Origin of the sequence: Pseudoalteromonas sp. BSi20480 (assembly GCF_000241365.1) — a bacterium.
GTDB classification, from domain to species: domain Bacteria; phylum Pseudomonadota; class Gammaproteobacteria; order Enterobacterales; family Alteromonadaceae; genus Pseudoalteromonas; species Pseudoalteromonas marina.
Genome location: NZ_BADX01000160.1, coordinates 22670 through 43227 on the forward strand (window position 1 = coordinate 22670; position 20558 = coordinate 43227).

Annotated in this window: 13 protein-coding genes; 3 read left to right on the top strand and 10 right to left on the bottom strand. The window is 40.0% G+C overall.

What is annotated here, in order from left to right; all coding sequences use genetic code 11:
- Positions 1-81: 81 nt before the first annotated feature.
- Positions 82-846 carry an EAL domain-containing protein gene (locus tag P20480_RS02675; protein ID WP_006791452.1) on the top strand — a complete coding sequence of 255 codons (765 nt, stop codon included), beginning with the start codon at positions 82-84 and terminating at the stop codon, positions 844-846.
- Positions 847-933: 87 nt separating this feature from the next.
- Here P20480_RS02675 and P20480_RS02670 read toward each other — a convergent pair whose 3' ends face one another.
- The 4 genes from P20480_RS02670 to P20480_RS02655 form a co-directional block, all read right to left on the bottom strand.
- A complete protein-coding gene (locus P20480_RS02670) occupies positions 934-6261 on the bottom strand; it encodes a DNA repair ATPase (RefSeq protein WP_008132323.1) in 5328 nt (1775 codons plus the stop codon).
- Positions 6262-6341: 80 nt separating this feature from the next.
- A complete protein-coding gene (locus P20480_RS02665) occupies positions 6342-8444 on the bottom strand; it encodes a flotillin family protein (protein ID WP_006791454.1) in 2103 nt (700 codons plus the stop codon).
- Positions 8445-8506: 62 nt separating this feature from the next.
- On the bottom strand, positions 8507-9127 hold the full coding sequence (locus P20480_RS02660) for an OB-fold-containig protein (RefSeq protein WP_008132326.1): 621 nt from the start codon (positions 9125-9127) through the stop codon (positions 8507-8509).
- 380 nt (positions 9128-9507) lie between these two features.
- Positions 9508-10995 (bottom strand): dipeptidase, encoded by a 1488-nt coding sequence (locus tag P20480_RS02655; RefSeq protein WP_008132327.1) that lies wholly within the window; start codon positions 10993-10995, stop codon positions 9508-9510.
- Between the two features lie 170 nt (positions 10996-11165).
- Here P20480_RS02655 and P20480_RS19325 point away from each other — a divergent pair, with 170 nt between their 5' ends.
- Positions 11166-11336, top strand: a complete 171-nt coding sequence (locus P20480_RS19325) for a DUF2986 domain-containing protein (protein ID WP_008132329.1) — start codon at positions 11166-11168, stop codon at positions 11334-11336.
- Positions 11337-11367: 31 nt separating this feature from the next.
- Here the strand turns inward: P20480_RS19325 and P20480_RS02650 are convergent, their stop codons facing one another.
- Together P20480_RS02650 and P20480_RS02645 are read right to left on the bottom strand one after the other, a co-directional pair.
- Entirely contained in the window at positions 11368-13497 is a 2130-nt protein-coding gene (locus tag P20480_RS02650) for a TonB-dependent receptor plug domain-containing protein (protein WP_008132331.1), read from the bottom strand.
- Positions 13498-13605: 108 nt separating this feature from the next.
- Positions 13606-13797, bottom strand: coding sequence for a helix-turn-helix transcriptional regulator (locus P20480_RS02645; RefSeq protein WP_008132333.1), 192 nt, complete (start codon positions 13795-13797; stop codon positions 13606-13608).
- Positions 13798-14027: 230 nt separating this feature from the next.
- On the opposite strand from P20480_RS02645, the gene P20480_RS02640 reads away from it, so the two are divergent.
- Entirely contained in the window at positions 14028-15230 is a 1203-nt protein-coding gene (locus P20480_RS02640) for an MFS transporter (RefSeq protein ID WP_008132335.1), read from the top strand.
- 57 nt (positions 15231-15287) lie between these two features.
- Here P20480_RS02640 and P20480_RS02635 read toward each other — a convergent pair whose 3' ends face one another.
- From P20480_RS02635 to P20480_RS02620, 4 genes are all read right to left on the bottom strand, one after another.
- Entirely contained in the window at positions 15288-16334 is a 1047-nt protein-coding gene (locus P20480_RS02635) for an NAD(P)-dependent alcohol dehydrogenase (protein WP_008132337.1), read from the bottom strand.
- 135 nt (positions 16335-16469) lie between these two features.
- Positions 16470-17183, bottom strand: coding sequence for a DUF1499 domain-containing protein (locus tag P20480_RS02630; protein ID WP_008132338.1), 714 nt, complete (start codon positions 17181-17183; stop codon positions 16470-16472).
- Between the two features lie 88 nt (positions 17184-17271).
- Positions 17272-18612 carry a DUF1501 domain-containing protein gene (locus P20480_RS02625; protein WP_008132340.1) on the bottom strand — a complete coding sequence of 447 codons (1341 nt, stop codon included), beginning with the start codon at positions 18610-18612 and terminating at the stop codon, positions 17272-17274.
- 10 nt (positions 18613-18622) lie between these two features.
- Positions 18623-20530: a DUF1800 domain-containing protein gene (locus P20480_RS02620; RefSeq protein WP_008132341.1), complete on the bottom strand. Its 1908-nt coding sequence runs from the start codon at positions 20528-20530 to the stop codon at positions 18623-18625.
- Positions 20531-20558: the final 28 nt, after the last annotated feature.

The following is a 20558-nucleotide window of genomic DNA, read 5'->3' on the forward strand; positions in this document are numbered from 1 at the left end:
AAAAACTCATACTTTAACTTGTTTGTGTTAAGATCGAACTTAAACTAACCTTAAATGCTTATATTAAAAAGGCCGAACTAAATGAATGAAAAATCAACAAATTGCACAAAAGTTACCTGCAGTAACTGTGAAGATGCAAACACACTTGAGTTTGATTTTTCAATGGCGTTTCAACCGATCATAAATTGCCAAAGCAACAATATTTTTGGCTACGAGGCATTAGTGAGGGGGCTAAACGGCGAATCTGCTTATTCTATTATTTCTAAGGTAAACGAAAGTAACCGCTATGCGTTTGACCAGCTTTGCCGTATTAAAGCAATTGAACTTGCAGCCAAACTAGGCATTACCTCAATGCTAAGCATTAACTTTTTACCCAACGCTATTTATAAGCCTGAGCGCTGCATACGTACTACATTAGAGGCGGCTAAAAAGTATAATTTTCCTATTAAAAACATCATGTTTGAATTTACCGAGGTAGAAAAAGTAGAAGATACTGCACATATAAAGCGTGTAGTTGATTATTATCAATCATTAGGCTTTAAAACCGCTACAGACGACTTTGGTGCAGGTTACTCTGGCTTAAATCTACTTGCTGACTTTCAAACAGATATCATTAAGCTAGATATGGCACTTATACGAGATATAAACAGCGATAAAAAACGCCAATTAATAGTAACCCACTGCCTAAATATGTTTAAAGATTTAAATATTACAGCACTGGCTGAAGGTATAGAAACAGTAGAAGAATACGTGTGGCTTAAACACGCGGGGGTTGAGCTCATGCAGGGGTATTTATTTGCAAAGCCTGGCTTTGAGTGCTTACCCAATGTGAACCTTGATTTGTAAAATAGAGAATAATCGCACACCTTAAATTTATACAAAGCTTGATTAATGCCGCTCATTGTAAAGCGGCATTAATCTATTAAGTCTAACCTACTGCTTACCTGACCATGCCTGCACTAATTGGGTTAATTGCTGTTTTATATCATTATTAGCAATTGCCTGACTTAGGGTTTCAGTTAACACTTTAATTTCGTCCTGATTAGTATTTTGTGCAATAACCTCACCTAACTGCTGCCCAAACATCGTAATTGTTTGATTAACATTATTAGCATTGAGTGTTTTATTGATTTCGCTTAACTGAGAATGTGCGCTACTTTTCTCAATGACACTAACTAGCTCTGCAACACTGCTTTTATCTGGCGCTTGGTGCAATAAGCTTTGAAGTGTCTCATTAAGTAAATTAAAGCCCTGAGAGCTATCTAAATTGGCCAAACCTTCGCCTACAGTGCCAATTGATGCATTGTAATCATAACTTAAATTACTTTTACTGAGCTTACTTGCAATGCCCTCTAACGCCTCATGCAAATACCCCATTTGCTCAACCGCCATCATTACCGGGCTACCTGCACCATCAAGTTTATTTAACCTAACAAAGTCACCTTTAATTTGCTCATAGCGCGCTTGTTCTTGCGCTGTGGCGGTACCTCGCAGTTCACCTAACTTAAGTAGATTTTCTTCAGAACCTTTACTGAGTGTTTGAGCCTCACCTCGGTAATGATCGCAAATTAAATTCTCGAGCTCTTCGTCATTCATAGCTGCTACAACTTTTTCAGCCATTTTATTCATATTACGGTAGCTACCTTGTAGCTTGAACGGCGGCTCTGTACGGTAGTTGTTGTCTTGCGCAGCTGAAGCAATATATTGCGCATTTACTTTTAATACGGTGTCTCTAATAGTGATCAGTTTATTAATTACCGCTTTAATTTCGTTTGCCTCAGCTTGTGAGTAACCATACTCAAGCTCGTTAAGTGGTATATCTTCACCTTGGCAAATACGCACAAATTTGTATAAATCGTCCATATTTCTGTTTGCCAGCGGTGCAAGCACGGAGTTAGATGTAAGGGCATTTTCTATAAAGCTCATTGCAAACTCTTGCTCGCACCCTGCTAACGTATCACCTAAGTTATAAATATCGGCCCTGTTAGCAAGCATATCCGGTATTTTAAAGCTCTCACCCGATTCGGTATAGGGGTTACCCGCCATAACCACAGCAAACTTTTTACCACGTAAATCATACGTTTTACTTTTGCCATTCCACACGCCATCAATTCGGCGCGAGCCATCACATAGCGAAATAAACTTTTGTAAAAATTCAGGGTTTGTATGCTGAATATCATCTAGATAAAGCATTACGTTATTGCCCATTTCAAAGCTTTGATTGATTTTAGCAATCTCTTTTTCGGCAGTTGCGTTAATGGCTTGAGATGGATCAAGTGATACTTGGTCGTGCCCTATTGACGGGCAATTTACTTTTACAAATGTTAAGCCTAGGCGGTTAGCCACGTATTCAACTAACGTAGTTTTACCATAACCAGGCGGCGATATAAGTAATAGCATCCCCATTAAATCGGTGCGTTTGTTTTTACCCGCTGAGCCAATTTGTTTTGCTAAGTTATCGCCAATAATTGGAAAGTACACTTTATTAATAAGCTGGTTTCGCACAAATGAACTCAAAGGCCGCGCTTTAAATTCATCTAATTGTAAGCGCTCTTTTTGCTCAGCTAAAATTTCACTGCGTAGAGAATGGTATTGCTCAAAGGCAGGGACTTGTTCTGTAATATACTCTCGCGTGCGTGCATAAAACGACGCATAATCAACTTGAAGTGTTTGCTCACTTATTTGCTTATGCTGCCCCATTAATCCACTAACAGTGTTATCGGTATTTACATCTAAAACGCTGTATTTGAAAGAAGTAGAGGCTGTTAAATGAAGGTAATTCGCAGCTTCAGCTTGAACTTCAGCGCTAATATTACTGTGTTTTAAACAATAGGCATTTAGCCAACTTAAATAAAGTAGACCGCGCTCATCTGTGCTATTAAGTGTGGTATTAGCTTGGGTTAGCTCTTTGCTAAACCCCTTACTATTTGCATCACTATTAAACTGCTCGGCGAGGTTTTTAGCTTGCTGAGATACTATAAACAGGGGCTCATCTACACTTTTTTGCTGCGCCAATTGCTTAATTAAATATGCTGCGCTGAGCTCACTTGATAAATTACTAAAGTGCACAAGCATACGAGGTATCGTATTTAAAAACTCGCTGATATATTCACTCAGTTGAGATGTTAAAGCGCTAATAAAGTTAATTGCACCAAAGTGCGTTTCCATCAACAATGCATTTTTTGCTTGGTGATAAAAAGTAGCCAACTGTTCTGCTGACAATTGTGCGCTGTAAAGCTGCGCTACTACCCTACAACTCACTGGGTAAATGAGTAAATCAAGGGTGCTTTTTTGATTAAGTAAAGACTCTATTATTGCGCTAGCGTCATGATCGTGTATGCCCTTTTCGTAACCTTCTTGGTAACGAGGCTCTGCAAATTTTTGTACTACATTTAAAAGCGTACTGTCGTCTTTAGCTTGCTGTAATTGTGCAAATGTAAGTGTATGCTCACTATTTTCGCAGGCTAATAAAATTTGCGCAGCTAAATATTCACCACGATAAATAGTGCTGTTTTCAGACACAAGCGCTTGCTGCCACAAGTGACGGCTTTGCGCTAATGTTTCAACACTTTTTGCGTCGGTAATCGGCTCAAAGTAATCGGTCCCTGTTAAATGCAGCATTAGCTGCTCATCGCGAGGCAGTAACGTTAAATCAAGTAATTGCTTATTAACACTAAATGCGTGTTTACCTATACTTACCGTATTACCGCCATCGGTAAATATATCTTGTTTATCACGTAATGAGCGAATGCCCTGATCTTTGCTTGCTTTTAGTTTTGACTGAATATCATCGGCACGTATTTCGTCGCCAATATCTTTTAACTCTTGCGTAAGTGCTCGTAACTTACTGATCATCGGATCAGCTGCAAAGTAGGTGTTTAACGCATCTAACTCAGTGAAGCTTTGCGAACGTCGATTAACGCCCTGTAAAATACGCTCTGCGGCATTTGCTAAATTAAGCGCACGTCGCTGACGCGCATCAATTAAGCTTTGCTTATGTGCTTCAAAGCTTTCGTAAACGTCGTCTCGCTTGGCTATTATTTCACTAAGGTATTCATCAAAATCGCTAAATTGCGACTCGAGCTCTTCTAGCTGTATTAGCAAACGCGATAATTGATCGTCACACGCCTCAGGGGTTTTTGCATTATTTAATGCATTAGTAATACTTTGTGAAAATAGTTTAAAACGAGCGGCAAACTCAGCTTTAGCCTCAACACTGCCTAAGCTTTTTTGACGTATTTCTATGCCTGCTTTTGCCCTATTAACTAACGCATATACACCGCTAATATCTTCTAAAATTTGGGTGCGGATACGGCTATCGTCTATGTCTAAATCAAGCATTGTGTGGTTGAGTAAATCAAGCTCTACACTTTGTTTATCAAGCTCGGCAACATAGGTTTTAAGTTCGGTTACGCTTTCACTCTTAGCGCTTAGCTCTTCGAGTTCTTTTAATTTTTTATGATACGGCTCAAGTGCTGTTGATTGCTGTAAAAAAGCAGCAGTAGCTTGGCTTACACCGCTCAAATGCTCATCTACATCAGCTTGTAACTGGTTAAGTGCATCTGTGTCTATATACTTAATATCTTCAAGGCTGATTATTTGCCCTTTTAGTACTTTTAACGCGTCTATTGCCGTAACAAATTCAGACACTGCTTTAAAGCTATCGGGGCGGACCTCTCGTGTTACTTCTGTGTACTGTTTAGTTATATCTGCAAGTGCTTGCTTAGCTTTGTTCTGTATTTCAGTTACTTTTTCAAATTCATCAAGTACTTGTTCTGCCGTTTCGTAAATACTGTGCAAGCTTTGCGCTATGTCAGCAAACTCACTTTCGTTGAGCCAATGGTAGCGATCAAATATATTTCGGCTCAGCGAAATCATATCTTCGTAGTGAAACAAACTTGGGCTTTGTTCGTTAATCGCTTTGCATACGCTATATAAATCTGAAATACCGCGTACTAAATCGGGGTTACCAATTTTTCCAAAAAAACTCGTTAAAGCAGGTGCATTGGCGGCAAACTCAGCTGATACAAATGGGCTTTGCCATATTTGGATTGGGTGTACGCGTTCAGCTTGTTCGTTATCGGCTTTGAAGGTTAACGCTATGCCATCGTTGTAAATACCATAACCGTGACAGTAGATTGGGTTTTGTAAGTTTTTATCAATAATATTGTAAGCAAATAAAGCATAGCGTCCTTCGCTTGGCTCATAAAATACATACAATACATCTTCGCCATTGGGCGATTTAACTTGGCGATGAAATTCTAAATCATCAATTTGTTCTTCAAATGAGCGAGCCTGTCCCGACTGCAAATAGTAACCACCGGGGAAAATAATACCATGGTCTTCAGGCAGCGTAACACATGCGCTACCAATGGCATCTTGACGCGTAACCTGCAAAGTGCGGCTGTTAAAAATAAAATAGCGCCACTGCTTTTCTCGGTATGGCAAAATTTTAAGTAAAATCAAGTCACCCACTTGCGCGTATTCAACCTCGCTATCAGCAAGCGATTGGTTTTTATCTTCAACAGGTTCTTGATGAATGCCTTCGCCGGTTTCGGTGCTGTTTTCTATTTTTATGGTGAGTGTGCCACCAATGGTTTCAACAAATACGGTATCGGCAATATTTATATGACCGTGACGCCCTTCAACATGGTCACTGCGGTCTGTTTGTTGCCATTCAAAATCATAATCGTGTGCGTGCTTTATATCGCGTTCACCGCGATTATCTATATAATGAATAGTGTTATCTGGGTGTATCTCCCATCTAAACACTCGCACGTCAGAGAGCTTTTCACCAATCTGAAACAACGCAAATAACTTACCGTTTTGCTGATATAAGTGCTGCAGCTTGGTTTGCTTGTAGTAAGTATAAAGCTCTTCAAAATCTCTAATAAAACGGGTATCGGTTAAAAATAAGGTTTTTTCTGGGTAGGGTTCAATCTCAAAGTGGTCCTCTTGCTGAACCAATTTGTGCACACTAAATACATCATCAATTGAGGTTTCTTTTTTCAGACCCAAAAACACGTTGTAAGCAAAAATAACCTTGTCGCCTACAATCACAATATCGCGAGGCGTACAGTTTTGCTCGGTTCGCGCACGCACGCGCCCTTTAACTTGAAGCTCTGTACTACCAAACTCGCTAATACGCTGCGAATTAACGTTATCTGTTTGCGTTTTGAGTGTTGCGCCAAAATTATTTAAGCGACGCTTAATTAAATCGTACGATCCCTGCTCTAAAGCATGTTGTGTTGAGTCCGTCATTAAACCTTTCCTGCAGTATTACTTTTGTATGTGTGATCAAAAAAGCCGTAAATAAATTACGGCTATAGATTGAGAGGGAGTTAGTCTTGCGGGTCGAGTTTTATTTTCTCGTCAAGGCCGCTGCCCATATTGCTCCCTAGCATACTTAGTAATTGGCTTTTTTCAGCCGCTGTGGTGTTACTCAATTGCTTTAATAATTTACTCATATTAAGGTTTTTCATGGTTTCAGCTGAGCCGTTAGCGCCCGCTAATACTCCTTTCAAATCCTCAATTAAATTGCGATCGCCATTTAAGTGATCTTTAAATACAGTTTGTACTGTTTTGCTTTCATCTACTAAACCATCTATTGATTTACCTAAGCTAATAGCACTCATAAACTGGTTAAAGAACTGGCCATCGCCACCCATAATATTAATATCGGCATCGCCTAGTGCTTTGCTCATCACTTGAGCTTGATGCTCTGCTATATCTTTGCCTGCCTCAATTTTAGCCAGCACTAGCTCTTTTTGCTGGTTTAGTTGTAGTGTAAAGCTTTCGTAGTCACGGGCATCTTGGTCCATCGCATTAAGCGCTTGTAGTTTTTCTTCAAGACCTTTGGCCTCTGCAAGCATCTTACGTTCAAGGTTAATGGCTTCAACTTCACCTTGTTTCTCATTCGCATCAGCCATGGCTGTTTGTACTTGCGCTTGAGATAGCCCTATTTCACGGTTACCTTGTGCTTCTGCTTCTAATTTTTGACGCAATACTTTAGCGTCTACTTCACCCTGCATTGCGTTTGCTTGTGCTTTAGCTGTAATTACGTCTGCTTCAGCTAAGCCCTGTGCCGCTGTTTCAACTTGTTGTGCTTGAGCAAGTATCTTTTTAGACTCAGCTTGCTGATTAGCAATACGCAGTTCTGCATTGGCCATTGTTTCAAGTTCACGGGCTTTAAATTCAGCAGCTTGATCTTGCGCTTTAGCAGCTTCAATATCTTTAACTAGTGCTTCTTCTGCTTCTGCTTTAGCTCGGATTATAATGGCGTCTTTTTCACGTTCTGCACCTGCTAAAACCTGCACATCTTTAATACGCTCTTGCTCTTCAGCTACCGACTTTTCGACTATTACGCGATCGCGCACTACATCAGCAATTTCTTTGCGTTCTACTTCAAGCGCTTTTTCTTTGTTAATACGTAAAATTTCAGTTTCTCTTTCTCGTTCAATCACTTCTATTTCACGAGAGCGTAAAACTTTTTCTTCCTCAATACCAAGTACTCGCAGTCGGTTTTGCTCTGCAATATCAAGTTCACGCTGCTTATTTTGCTCGCTAATTCCAATTGATTCTTCAGATTGAATACGCGCCTGCTCTGATTTTAAACGCTCTTCGTGGCGTACTTTTTCAGCTTCGGCGTGTTCACGCGCTTTAACGGTTTCAATTTCACGAACTTGACGCGACATTGCATCTTGCTTTTGACGTTCTATTTCAAGTGATTTCTCAGTGGCTTCTTGGTTTTGTATTTCTACCTTTGCGCGCTCATCACATTTTAACTGATTGGTTAATACATTTTGCGCTGCCGTCATTTCGGTAATACGACGAATACCTTCTGCATCAAGAATATTTTGTGAATCAAGCTTTTCAATCGACGTTTGTTCTAGGTAATCAATGGCAACATCTTCAAGTGTATAGCCAGATAAGTCCTGCCCTATCACTTCTTTAATGTTGTCCCTAAATTCGTTTCGGTGAGTAAATAACTCAACAAAATCCATTCGCTTACCAACCGTTTTAAGTGCCTCTGAAAACTTAGCTTCAAATAATTCTTGCAGCGTTTCATGCTCTGATGCACGTGCACAACCTACTTGCTTTGCTACACGTAAAATATCGTCTTTGTTTTCATTAACACGAATATAAAACGTAATGGCGATATCGGCACGTATATTGTCTCTACAAATCAAGCCGCCTTTGTCTTTACGTTCAAGTACCATGCGCTTTGTTGAAATATCCATCACTTCCATTTTATGGATAACAGGGTAAACAATGCCACCGGTAGTGGTAACGTCTGGCTCACTTTTCATTTTATTTATAATGAGAGCTTGGCCTTGTTCCACTTTGCGATAAAACTTGCCAACAATTAACAAAATAGCAAAAATGACCGCTATCGCTATACCTACAAACGTTAATATAGGTAGTAAGTTATCTAAAAATTCCATGTTATGTCCTAACGTAATTATCGATTTATTATGTGTTATTTACAGCAAAAAACGGCGTTGTGTTACCAAGGTTTGGCAGTAACAATATAACAATGCTGCTTTTTTATATGCTCAAGTAATATTACCGTATCACCTGCGCTGAAGGGGTATTCGTCATGCGATCTTATTTCAATGAGTTGCTCAGTGCCTTGAAAATTAACTCTGCCTTGACCAAACGTTGGCGTCACCTTTCCAGTAACAACCGTGCATTCAAGACCCAATAAGTCGCTACTGCGAGAAGTTTCTACACTTGAGAAAAAGCGTTGTAATGGTTTTGAAATAATAACTGCAATTGGTAAAGCAATAATCGCGCTTACTACCAGCATCGCTAAGCCAAACACATAAAATAAAACACCATCACCAAGTAGGTAAGCAAAAAACTTATGTGCATAAATACTAATTAGCCAGCTAAGCATAACCACTAAACTAATTGATACCGTAATAGGAATACTGCCAAAACCAAAGTTTGACGCTGAATGGGCGCTATTTGAGCTAGATGAACCGGGCTCTATGTCTAAATCAGATTCAAACATATCAATGTCAGCAAAGCCTAATAAAGTGATCACCCAAAAAAGGATTACAACCAAAAGCAGGGCCGTGAAAATAATGGTAGGAAACGTAAGTGCTAAATTCAAAAAGTCCATATTACTGCTATCCATCTGTATTAATACATTTACACAGTATGATTTTTACCATTTTGAAGAGAGTTTGTTAAGTTTTTTATAATAATTAGCCACTGGTTTATAAAGAATTGTAAATAGCTCACCTCTATTTTAATTACCTCATTATAAACCCACTATTTGTAGGCATTTTCCAACGGTCAATTTAGCTCACTTACTTTTAGATTGAAGTATTCTATCTGCACGTATGACTTTTTAACGATAGCTACTATATCACTGCAAGTTACACCGATAATAATGACTACGATCAATACAATATTCGCTTCGTGGCCCAACTTTAACAGATACAAAAAAGCCGCCTTACTAGTTAAGCAAGGCGGCTTTCATATTAAAACACTGATAACTTACATATTACCTAGCTCAATCATCATTGCGGTATACATGCGTAAATTAAGCTCTAATTGCTCAAGTGTAATAAATTCATGCTCAGAGTGGCCTGTATAACGTTTACCAGGCATTGAAGGTCCAAACGATACTGCATTATCAAATAGTTTTGCGTTAGTGCCTCCGCCAATTGATACAAAATCGGCTTTTTCGTCGCCGGTAAAGTGCTTAAATATATCTAGTAGCTTTTGCGCATGCGGCGCATTGTCTAACAGCATAGGGTTACCTATCACTGTATCTATACTCTCGAGTGTAACGTTATTGTTAGCTTGCCATTGATTAACGGCTGTCTCTATTTGTTGCTTTAATACATCTTCACTTTTACCAACAGGGCGACGAGCATTAACAGCTAACGTTAGTTTATTCCCGCTGCGCTCAATGACGGTTGGGGCTACGGTCATTGGGCCCATAAAGTCATGTTTATAGGCAATATCGCCAAACTGCTTACCGTGAAGATCTAACCCTATCAGTTGATTTACAAATTTAATAAGCTGTCCATCGCTGTTGTTTTCAAGCGCTACGTCTTTAAATAACTCGCTCAAGTGTGCGATAGCATTAACGCCCGATTCTGGCTCAGATGAGTGCGCAGACATTCCTTTTATACTTATTTTTAAGCCTTTACCTTGCTCTTCAAAATTAAACTCAACATCACTAAGCGTTTCAGCTTTCGCTTTTAGTGAGTCAATTAAGCTCTCATTAGCATTATGCAGTACTAAACTTGCATCTTCTGGTATTTGGCTTTTGAAAGCACCACCAGCAAGGTCGCTTACATACACTGCTTTTTGATCTGATATGGCATTAAATGTAGGAGAAATTAAGCTCCAACCTTTTTCAGCAACCACAACCGGGTATGATGCATCAATGGTTACTGCATACTTTGGTTGCTCGTATGTTTTCATGAACTCAGTAAGTGGGCCCCAATCAGACTCCTCAGCCAGATAAATCATCAGCTCAATGCGGTTATCAAGCTCTATGCCTTTATCTTTAATCGCTTTCATGGCGTAAAGCGCAGTAGCGATAGCGCCTTTGTCATCTTCGGTACCACGGCCTACTAATTTACCCGGCTCTGAGGTATCAATAATAAAGGGGTTTTGCTTCCACTTACTCGCATTAGCTGGCTGCACATCACCGTGTGTTACCACTGTTACCTTGTCTGTTTGTTTACCCATGCCAATAAGCACAGTGTAACCAAGGTCTTGATAGTCGAACCCAAGCTCTGCAGCTTTCATTTTTAATACCGATTTAAAGTTAATAAAATTTGGGTTTTGTGGTGCGGGTATTGAATCTTTATTTACTGTAGGAAAAGCAACTAAGTTAGTTAGCGTGTGTACTTGCGCATTTTGGTAGGTATTTACAGCGTAATCGGCAACATTATCAATATTTTTATGTAACTGTGCGTGCGCGCTAAACGCGAACAAGAGAGCACTGGCTAAAGCTAACTTTTTCAAAACTTATTCCATTTAATTAATAACTAAGGGCTTTAATTATAGCGCCCACACAGCATTACAAATAGCGCTTTGCGGTAATTTAACAAACTATTAAGTGTAAATATTTATATGGCAGCTTTAATATGGATAGCGGTATAATAAGCGGCTTAAAATAATTGGGGTAAATCAGTGTGAATCGTCGTAAAAAAATAGTCACTAAGTTTCAAAAGAAAGACAAACGCGCTAACGCTAAATTACATAAAAGTAATAAGCCCGCGTATATATCAAAAGCAGAGCGCGAGAAGCTAGAACAACAAGCAGCACAATTAACCCAAATAGAACAAAACCAAGAGCAGCCGTAACCTGCTCTTGGTTGTAGATTATATAATCACCTTAAAAAGCGACACTCATCCCTATATTAAACGAACGCCCCTGCCCTGCGAGCTGCTCAAAACCCGTGCTTTCGCCTTTTTTAAGCTGCGCAATGCTCACCCCACCAAGCGGTAGTTGATAGTACTCGTCAAATAAATTACTCACTTGTGCACTTAACGTTAAGTCGCCCCATGACGCTTTTGAACCTAAATTTACAATGTTGTAGCTATCGGTTTGGTTTTCTAATCGGTTGTTATCGACGCGTGTTTTAGCATCATTCCATTGCCACGACAGCGTATTTTCAAAGCGGCCGAGTTGATGGTTAATTGCAAGCTTAGTATGCAGTGGTTTTATTTGATAAAGCGGCTGGTTGGTATCATCTCGCTTTGCACGTGTATTAGTAATATTGGCATTTAATTGCCAATTACCGAGTGCTTTAGATTGATGAATATTAGCGGCTAAATCTAACTTAACCCCATACAATACGGCATCCGTATTAGTAAATTTAAGTATGTTACGTGCTGTGTTTTCTAAGCCAAATCGATTGAAAGACCTGACGAGGTCTGCGTCAATGTAGTCAGATGCATTGGTATACCAAATGTTTGCACTTACTTGCCAGTCGTCGTTTTGAGCCGATTTAATATAAGTAGAGCTTATTGTATGCGCGGTTTCTACTTCTAAATTTTGGTTGCCTATATAGCCATTGCCATCACCGTACCAACCAATCATGGTGGTTGCCATATTGCTCACACCCCAGCTGTATCGCTCATACAAATTAGGTGCTCTGTTTTTGCGAGCAAGACCAAGCTGTAGCTCGTCAGTATGAGTAAGCTGATAATTAAGTAATACACTGATATCAACCACCGTGTCTGATTTATCGTGCTCTTTGCTATTAAAAGCAGCAGCGGCACTTGCGTTACTGGGCTGCATTGGCATGGCGCTCATAGTCATCATTGCCATACCTTCGTTATATGGCTGAACATCGTCAGCACGAGTATTTACATGCTCAACACGTATACCTGAATTTAACCACAACTTAGTATTTATTTGGCTCTCAAATTCTGCAAATGCTGCAATACGCTTACGCTGACCATTATTTATATTAATGTAATCGTTAGGGCCCATCATGGCGGAACCTTCAACAGCAGACCACCAATCATCAATTCGGTAATCATAAAATGCTTGCCCAAGTAATAAGCTGCTATTGCTATCTAGGTTTAAACGCCATTTAATTTGAGAGCTTACATCGCGCGCATCGGTATTCATTGGCATCATGCCGGTTTTTTCAGCGCTAAAAAAACCCATTTCGTGTTTAACATCATGCCAATTAAGTTGGGCTTCCAATTCACTGTTTTCCAATACACGCTTGTACTGGGCCGTTGCGCCATAACTTGTGTTATCAGTCATATCCATATACTGATTAGCAAAGCCCTGATAAGGTATTTTTTGATGTGTAAGCTTAATTACAAACTGTTGTTTTTCGTCTCGTATTGCTGCAGAAAGCGCATGGTTTTGAACGCGATATAAGGTATCTAATACCAAGTCTCCATTTCCGTCGTCGTAACTTTTGGCATCACTAAACGCACCTTGGTAATTAAAACTCAGGGTATTGCTCGCAATACGTGCTCCTACCCCCACTTTTCGCGCATTGTTTACGCTATTATATTGAGCAGATACATAGCCTGAGTGCCAGTTAAGCTCATTACTTTGGCTATACTGTGGTGAAATAGTATTTACGCTTATCACCCCTGCAATATTATCGCCACCGGCACTTACCGCTGATATACCCGCAATAACATGATAAGCCGTAATTTGATTAGCAGAAACATACGAAAGCGGAGGGTTCATATGATTAGCACATGCCGCTGTAACATCAGCCCCATCGACCAATACTTTTACTCTATCGCCCATCAGGCCATTTAAAATAGGCAAGTTAGACACCCCACCTGCAGCAGAAAAATCCACACCTAAATCATTTAGTAATGATTCTGCAGAACCAAGTGCAAGATGTGTATTTTGCGAATGTCCATGAACCTCAATAACTTCTAAAGAGGTGTCGTCTGCAAAGGTTGCTGAAGAAAACATGCTGCCTATAAAAAAAGCCAAAGGCGTTAATAAATATGTGTTTGGAGTGTTGCTTAAATCTGCCATTTTATAATTATGCCACTGTAATAGTTGGACTAATTATAATTCGTGAGGCTAGAATAAAAGCGCGACAAATTGTCGCACTTTGCTCATTTTATTTTAAATATGCCTGCATTATTCATCATCAAAAATATCTTCTATTTTTAATTCAAATAAACGCGCTGCTTTAAACGCCAGCGGTAAACTGGGATCAAACTTACCTTTTTCAATTGCATTAATGGTTTGGCGCGATACATCTAATAATTCAGCTAGTTTAGCCTGTGTTAGATTTCGCTCAGCTCTGAGTACTTTTAAGCGGTTTTTCATTCGTCGCCCTCATCACAGCTGTAGCGTTTGTTAAGTATGTAGGTGCTAATTAAATAATATAAATCGTATTTATTTAACTCTATCTAATGACTTAGCCTACCGCTTCACTTAAACTAATTGCCTCAAGTTTTTCTATATTCATTTCATAAATTTTTGCATTTATAACCCATAGTGCTTTTTTGCTCTGGCGTTACTTTTTTATATTTAAACATCTAATTCAAAGGGGGTTTATGAAACCTGATGTTACATCTATACCCAATCAGCTAAATAAAACGGCTATTTTAATTGTGCTGGCGTTAGGCACCTTTATTTTAGGTTTATCTGAATTTTCGATGATGCCAATGCTGCCTCTTATAAGCGAAACATTTGGTACTACACCTTCTCAAAGTGGTTATGCTATAAGCGCGTATGCTATAGGCGTAGTGGTTGGTGCACCTGTGTTAATGCTTACAACGGCTAATATGCGAAAACGAAAAGCACTGCTGATTTTTTTAAGTTTAATGTGTGTATCTAATGGGCTTAGTGCATTGGCTACGTCGTTAGAGCAGTTAATCATATTTAGGTTTTTGAGTGGATTGCCTCATGGCGCTTATTTTGGTGCTGCCATTTTGCTTGCATCTGATATTGCGCCGCAAGGTAAACGAGCCAGCTTTATGTCAAAAGTATTTATGGGATTAACCATTGCAACTATTGTTGGTGTGCCCGTTGTAACATTGGTAGGCCAAAATTTAAGTTGGCGTTACTGTTTAGCTGGTGCCGCAGCGATTGCTTTTGTTGCATTTATTTTAGTTTATAAAGTCGTGCCCAACATAGACAACGCTAAACCCTCTAACTTATTAAACGAGTTTGGTGTGCTCAAAAACAAGCTCGCATGGTCAATTTTAGGCATTGTTATTATTGGCTTTGGTGGTGTTTTTTGTATTTATACCTACATTGCTGACACCATTTTAGATGTAACAAATACAGCGCCTTATACTATCTCGGTGGCAATGGTAATGTTTGGCATTGGCTGTACACTGGGTAATTACGTTTTAGGAAAAGCTGCAGACAAGTCGGCAATAAAAACAACAGGCTTTGCGCTTGTATGCACCATTATTTTTGCATTTGCTTATGTTTCGGCAAGTTATAATATTTGGGTGCTTTATGCGGTTATTTTTTTCATCGGATGTAGTGTCGGTTTAGCGACATTAATTCAAAGCCTACTCATGGATGTAGCACCTGAGGGTCACGCGATGATAGGCGCATTAGTTCAATGTGCATTTAATACAGCAAACGCAATTGGCCCGTGGGTAGGTGGAATCGCGATTGCCAAAGGGGCTGCGCCAAATCAAACTGGCTATGTCGCTGCGGCATTATTTTTAGGTGGCTTAGGAATGTGGTTGCTGAGCTATTTACAACTTAATAAGTCACCCAATTTAAACACAGTTAATTAATCACAACACAAAAAGAGCGACTGATAAGCCGCTCTTTTACTTTCATATCAATAATTTTTACGAATCTAACGACGCCATATCAATTACAAAACGATAACGTACATCTGAATTTTCCATACGTTCGTATGCAGTGTTAATTTCGTCAATGTTAATCATTTCACACTCAGGTAATACATTGTTTTCACCACAAAAATCGAGCATTTGCTGCGTTTCTGCTATACCACCTATAAGTGAACCTGCAACCTGACGTCGTCCCATTAATAATGGCACTGTATTTAACTCTTCAACAGGCCCCACTTGACCAACAATAATTAATGCTCCATCTATGTCTAATAGCGGTGTATAAATTGATAGGTCGTGTTTAACTGGCACTGTATCAATGATCACATCAAATGCTGACTGCGATTCTTTCATTTCGTCATCATTTGTTGAAACTAAGTAATGCTGGGCACCAAGTTTAACAGCATCTTCTTTTTTAGATTCGCTTCGGCCAACAACAGTTACCTCAGCACCCATTGCTACGGCATTTTTTACCGCCATATGACCTAAGCCACCCAGGCCTACAACTGCAACACGGCTGCCTTTTTTAACGCCCCATTTATGTAGTGGAGAATACGTAGTAATACCTGCACATAACAACGGTGCTACGCGTGAGAGATCTAAATTCTGTGGTATTGAAAGTACAAACTCTTCACGAACTACAACATGCTTAGAATACCCGCCTTGGGTCATTTCTCCGGTTTCTCTGTCTTTACCGGCATAAGTGCCAACCATGCCCTCACGGCAAAATTGCTCTTCATTATTGTCGCACTGATCGCAGCTTTTACACGAATCAACCATACAGCCTACGCCAACGGTATCACCTTGTTTGTATTTTTTAACATCGCTACCAACCGACTTAACTTTGCCAACAATTTCATGGCCTGGCACGAGTGGGTATTTTACACCGCCCCAATCGTTTCTAACGGCGTGTAAATCTGAATGGCAAACACCGCAGTATAAAATTTCAATTTCTACATCGTTATTTCGTAAATCGCGGCGTTCAAACTCAAACTCTGTAAGCTCAGACCCTTGGCTTTTTGCTGCATATCCTACTGTTTTCATCATAACTCCATAGTTGTTTAAAAATTTAAAACGCATTGAGTATGTACTTTGAGGAGTGAATACAAACTGAAAAGCAGCCACAAAAAAGCCCAAATATTATTTGGGCTCAATCACATACTACTATTTAAGGCAGTGTTACTTAGTAAGCTCTGCGTTAATTTCGTCAATTAAAGTATTAATACGCTCGGCATTTTTACCTAAATCGCTGCGACCAACACGTGATTTACTTCTTATATCAACAAAGCGCTCAGTACCTTCATCAACAATACGAACAACAACATCGTCTTTAAAGCCAAACCACGTTGTGGTGTCTGTTGCTTCTATTAAACCAAGTGATTTATTAGCGCTTACCAATTCCCAGCCTAAATTTTTAATTGCTTGCTCGGTTGCTGCAATTAAATCACTTTGCGACTGTGCAAAGTTAAGGGTTGTTAGTTCTGGGTAAGCTTTACGTTGTTGTACCGCGGTTTCTTCCCCTGCGTATTCAACTGGGTTTGGTGCGTCAGCGCGAAGTGGTGCAATAGCAACAAATTTAGGCGGGTTAACCAAGTCGGTTGAAATATCATGAATTGGCGGCACATTTTTGGCTTTATTCATCATGTTAAGCGGCATAGCAATAGCAACCACAGAAAATACTACAGCAACGATAGCACTACCAAATGAAGCGGTTTTACGCATAAATATTAACTGTACTAGCAGTAAAACAAGTGCTGCACCACCCACATACACGCCGTATCTAAAGCCTGTAAAAGCAAGGCCTAAATCAACCACGCCAAACTTGTATAAAGGGCCAGGTAATACAACCAGTAAAAAGGCGATTAAACTCACCAAGCTGACTAAAATCTTCATTCTTGTGCTCCATTTTGTGTGTAATTGTTATTTTGTAAACAGCACTTATACTGCGCGTGCTTGATTATGGTTTACCATTAGCAACTAATTACATAAAAAAGTCCAATGTTGTGCGATCAAAGTTAGTCAGATTAGGAAAGATATCGCTCAATTCAGATGATGAAACGCCAAACCATTGCGCCAATGAGGCAAAGTATTGCTCATTTGCCACGCTTGGGATGAGCCTTCCACTGCCAACGTCTTGCGGACCGTCTAAATGCTGCGTTAAAAATTCACCATAGATATCGCCTCCTTTAACGGCTCCTCCCATTACTAGTTGATTGCCAGCCCAACCATGATCGGTGCCATCACCATTTGAGGTCAGCGTTCTGCCAAAGTCCGACATCGTAAAGGTCGTTACTTTGTCTGCCATATTTAGCTCTTGCATTGCGCTATTAAACTCGCTCAAGCTTTGCGCTAATGAATTTAACAAAAGCGGGTGGGTTTCTAATTGGTTGTCGTGGGTGTCAAACCCGCCCATTGAAACAAAAAACACTTGGCGCTGTGTTGCTAAAGTAGACTGCACACTAATTGCTTTTGCCACTGCGGCCAATTGTTGAGAAACACTAGAATCGCTGAATGGTGTTATCAGCTCTGGGGCTGTCTCTAACGCATTGTTCATAGTTTGAGTATTGTTAATAGCCGAATTAAAGCTTTTTGCATAAGCATCACTAAGCGGATGATGAGTATTGCCCATTATACGACTCATAATGTTAGTTACGTGATCTGTGCGTGGTTGATAACCGCCAAATGCATTTATACGACTAATCCCACTTTTATTTAGTGCAAACGCTTTTGTTTGGCTGCCTGTTTGCCACAGATTAGTTCCATCTAACGACACATTGGCAGCAAACTGATCCTGCTGATTTAAGCGCTCTAACAAACGTGCTCCCCAACCACTGTTCAGCGACTGTTTTTCACGGCCATACATCCAAGATGCTTGCTGATCATTATGAGAAAATAAGTGCTTAGGTAATGCCACTGCATTATTTTTGTAATCGTTATAACTTGTTGGCGCAAGCAAGGTACCCACCCCACCAACAAACGCTAAATTAGATTCATTAAAAACACGTTGAATAGGCGACAATGATGGGTGCAACCCTACACCACCTGCAAATTGGGTTGCAGTATTTAAAGTAATTGGCGATGCAACAGCTAAATTTTGTCGGCTTTGTTCGTACAAGCTACGCTGCTCACCTTCAAGGGGTACCAACATGTTGAGTGAATCGTTACCGCCGTATAAAAAAATGCATACTAGTGCTTTGTAGTCGCCTAGTTCAACTGCATTAACAGAGCCTGTAAGCGCTTGTAGTTGCAAACTAGTCAGTGCGGCTGCCGATACACCGCCTTTTAAACATAACGACAAAAATTGCCTTCTATTAATGCTCATTATGTCTCTCCTAATACTGCAAATTAAATTCAGGTGAAATAGCAATCATATAAAGTAAATACGATACCCGTTCGCGATATTGATCGTCATCAAAATAAGCATCTAAATCTAATAATGCTTGGCGTGTGTCGCTACTCATAGAGCCTGCAAAATACAGTACGTTGTATTGATCGAGTAAGTAGTTAATCCCATTGTTTTGCAAGGTATTCATATCGTTAATGATGTAAACATAAATGCCATTTGGATTTAAATCAGTGTGCGCCTCGGCAGTGCTCCACACTAAATCGGCAAAGTGTTCGTTCATGGTGCCTATAATTGTTGCATCGCCGGCTATTTGTAGCTCAGGAGCCACTAATGAATTTGTTCGCAACTGGGCAGGCTGGTAGTCAGGTCTAAAAAAGTTAAACACCGAACTCGACTGCATAGGCCCTTGCCCATATCGGTCAACTAAATTCCATGTTTTGTAATAACCTTCGGGTGACCTTGCGTTTAGGTTTCGCCAAAATTGGACTGTTTTAAGAAGCGGTTCTTTTATTTTACCTTGGTAGCTTAATACACTGCCATAATGACGAGCTTCATCATCTAAATATATAGCTTTTACTACTGCTGCTAGATCACCTCGTGCGCCTTCGCCATTATCATTAAACACATTGGCAATTCGCTCTACATATTGCGATGTAGGGTTTGATGTAATTAGTCGTTGTATTAACTGCTTACTGATAAAAGGCGCTACATTTTGATGGTTAAATAAATTATCAAGCGCTAGTTGTAACGACTCTTGCGCACCATACCCTTGGGGAATAATATCGCCGTTTAATAACGTTTTTTGCTTTTGTGAATGGTACTCTTCAAATGCTTGCATAGGCGCAACATAGTCGCGACTTTTGCGCTTAAATGTTTCACTGCCTGCAAATGTCCACCCTGTAAATACACGAGCAAACCCTTCTATTTCTGCTTGGCCATACGTTGCAATAGTATTAGCGTTAGCGTCTAATTTAGCGGTACCATCTTGGTTTAGCTCATCAAGCCCGATAGTAAATAACTGCATAACCTCACGGGCATAGTTTTCATCGGGGCGAATATTAAGTGCATCATCGGCCTTTTCGTTACCCAAATGGCTAAGATAAGTGCCCATGATTGGCGATAAAGTTACCGCCTCAAGTAAATCACGAAAATTACCAAATGCATGCGTTAGCAGTAAATCGTAATAGGTCACCATGCCTTCTGGCTGAGAGCGTAAATCGTTATTGAGATCAGACACTACAAGTATTTCACTCAGCGCAAAGGCCACGCGCTGGCGTAGTTGATCGTCGCTTTGCATTACGGCTTTCCACCACGCGTCTATTCGGCTTATATACCTAAAATCTTCATCGTCATTAGTAAACACCATATAGTCACGATGATAGTTAATGGGTAATGCCAGTTGGGCATCAAGCCATTGCAGCTCACTTTGACCTTGCGCGTTTTGTATTTCTACAAGCGTTGGCCCCATGCTTCCTTGATGCAACAACCGAGCTGCAGAAAATGCATCCATGCTATTGCGGGCAAAAAAATTGACCGTTTTAACGGTAGTGGCCCCTTCGTTATCGGTCGCGGTAACATTAAACGCATACTCTGAAGGCGTGTAAGTTAGTGCATCAGCCAATTTAACGCTAACTGAGCTTGCGTTTACTGGCTCACTTAACACCGTAGGCCCCGAAGTTTGTTGCCAAATTACACTTGCGATGCTGCCGTCAGCATCGCTGGCTGTTGCTTTTAGCTCAATAGTTTGGCTTTTTATGATATCACTGGGTAAGCCCGACAGGGTTAAAGAAGGAAGTTTGTTACCATTAACTGTTGGGGTATCATCTGAGCCAGAACCACCGCAGGCACTAAGAAAAAAGACTGAGCTTACTATCAAAACTAATTTATAATGCATGTTAAATCGCCATGATATTTTGGTTTAA

Excerpts from the sequence above, each read along its gene's own strand:
- P20480_RS02645 (WP_008132333.1), bottom strand. The coding sequence starts at position 13,797 with ATGAAAAACCGCTTAAAAGTACTCAGAGCTGAGCGAAATCTAACACAG.
- P20480_RS02675 (WP_006791452.1), top strand. The coding sequence starts at position 82 with ATGAATGAAAAATCAACAAATTGCACAAAAGTTACCTGCAGTAACTGT.
- P20480_RS02635 (WP_008132337.1), bottom strand. The coding sequence starts at position 16,334 with ATGAAAACAGTAGGATATGCAGCAAAAAGCCAAGGGTCTGAGCTTACA.
- P20480_RS02665 (WP_006791454.1), bottom strand. The coding sequence starts at position 8,444 with ATGGAATTTTTAGATAACTTACTACCTATATTAACGTTTGTAGGTATA.
- P20480_RS02625 (WP_008132340.1), bottom strand. The coding sequence starts at position 18,612 with ATGAGCATTAATAGAAGGCAATTTTTGTCGTTATGTTTAAAAGGCGGT.
- P20480_RS02620 (WP_008132341.1), bottom strand. The coding sequence starts at position 20,530 with ATGCATTATAAATTAGTTTTGATAGTAAGCTCAGTCTTTTTTCTTAGT.
- P20480_RS02630 (WP_008132338.1), bottom strand. The coding sequence starts at position 17,183 with ATGAAGATTTTAGTCAGCTTGGTGAGTTTAATCGCCTTTTTACTGGTT.
- P20480_RS02660 (WP_008132326.1), bottom strand. The coding sequence starts at position 9,127 with ATGGACTTTTTGAATTTAGCACTTACGTTTCCTACCATTATTTTCACG.
- P20480_RS02650 (WP_008132331.1), bottom strand. The coding sequence starts at position 13,497 with ATGGCAGATTTAAGCAACACTCCAAACACATATTTATTAACGCCTTTG.
- P20480_RS02670 (WP_008132323.1), bottom strand. The coding sequence starts at position 6,261 with ATGACGGACTCAACACAACATGCTTTAGAGCAGGGATCGTACGATTTA.
- P20480_RS02640 (WP_008132335.1), top strand. The coding sequence starts at position 14,028 with ATGAAACCTGATGTTACATCTATACCCAATCAGCTAAATAAAACGGCT.